The sequence below is a fragment of the Mesorhizobium sp. M7A.F.Ca.CA.001.10.2.1 genome, from assembly GCF_003998575.1.
Lineage (GTDB): Bacteria > Pseudomonadota > Alphaproteobacteria > Rhizobiales > Rhizobiaceae > Mesorhizobium.
In genome coordinates this window covers 1-1,442 of record NZ_RZQY01001006.1, presented here as the reverse complement: position 1 = coordinate 1,442, position 1,442 = coordinate 1, and the positions used below count along the sequence as shown (strand labels likewise).

Sequence of the window (1,442 nt, the reverse complement as noted above, 5' to 3'; positions counted from 1 at the left end):
GCCCTGCGCCATGGCAAGGCCCTGGCTCGGTGTGTCGATCGACAGTGTGTCGCCATCCCAGGCGACGACGATCGCATGCGGCTCCATGGCGTTGTGGTACTGGGCCGGCGTCTCGTAGGTGGCTTCGATCCGCGTCTTTGCGGATTTGAGGCCGGCCTCGACATCGCCCTTGTGCTGCACGGCCGGACCGCCGACACCGACACCACGCGGCACGAAGCTTTCAGCGCCGTCGAGGCCAACGCGCGCCGGCAGCACTTCATAGCGCGGCGACAGCAAAGCCGCCCCCTCGGTTGCCGCCTCCAGCGTCTCGGCGATCACCACGGCGATGCTCTGGTTGGGGTAGCGGACCTGATCGTTCTGCAGCAGGTCGAGCCGGAACATGAAGGGGTGGTCCTTGGCGTCCGGGTCAGCGGCGAGCGCCGGCCGGTTCTTGGGCGTCATCACCTCGACCACGCCCTGGTGCGCCTTGGCCGCCTCGATATCCAGAGCGGCAACGCGGCCGCGCGCGATGCTGCTGACCGCCAGCACGGCGTAGAGCATGCCGGGCGGGTGGTTGTCGGCGGCATAGCGCGCGGCTCCGGTGACTTTCAGAAAGCCGTCGCGGCGGGTCAGCGGCTGGCCGATGCTGGAGCCCTGCCGGGCATGGGCGGGTTGCTGGTTGAGGCTGAGTTCAAGCGACATGGCGCGCTCCGGGAATGTTCGAGAACGGGGAGGCAGGAAGGGCTGGCAGACGCTCGGGCGTTCCCGAAAGCGCAGATATCAGCGCCCTGACCACGATGCGGCGGGCAAGCTCGATCTTGAAGGCATTGTCGCCGGAGGGGCTGGCATCGGCCAAGGCAGCGTCCGCGGCGCTGGAGAAGGTCGCCTCGCTGGCGTCCGCGCCAAGCAGGACGGCTTCCGCCGTTCGGGCTCGCCACGGCTTGGCCGCGACGCCGCCCAGTGCCAGCCTTGCGGCGCGGATCTTGCCGCCATCGACGACGAGCGCTGCCGCGGCCGATACGACGGCAAAAGCATAAGAGGTGCGTTCGCGGACTTTCAGGTACCGGGCATTGGCGGAGAAGGAGGCCGCCTCCGCCGGCAGGCGCACCGCCACGATCAGGTCGCCGGGCTCTAGCGCATTCTCCCGCTGCGGCGTTTCGCCGGGAAGCCGGTGGAATTCCTCCAGTGTCACATGACGCCGGCCCTTCTTGCCCTCGATCTCGACCACGGCGTCGAGCGCCACCAGCGGCACGCAGAAGTCCGACGGGTGGGTGGCGATGCAGGCGTCGCTCCAGCCTAGCACGGCGTGCAGGCGGTTCTCGCCGCCCAGCGCATCGCAGCCGGCGCCTGGCTCGCGCCTGTTGCAGGCGCTGGCGGTGTCGTAGAAATAGCTGCAGCGCGTGCGCTGCAGCAGATTGCCGCCGACGGTGGCGGCGTTGCGAAGCTGCGCCGAAGCACCCGAC

General features: G+C 69.2%; 2 protein-coding genes. Both read right to left on the bottom strand.

Annotated elements, in window-relative coordinates; genetic code table 11:
• On the bottom strand, positions 1-681 hold a 681-nt coding region (locus EN964_RS34470; RefSeq protein WP_164776381.1), incomplete at its 3' end, for a molybdopterin cofactor-binding domain-containing protein.
• A partial coding sequence (locus EN964_RS34465; protein ID WP_127277432.1) for a xanthine dehydrogenase family protein subunit M occupies positions 671-1,442 on the bottom strand: 772 nt, incomplete at its 5' end. The genes EN964_RS34470 and EN964_RS34465, both read right to left, overlap by 11 nt.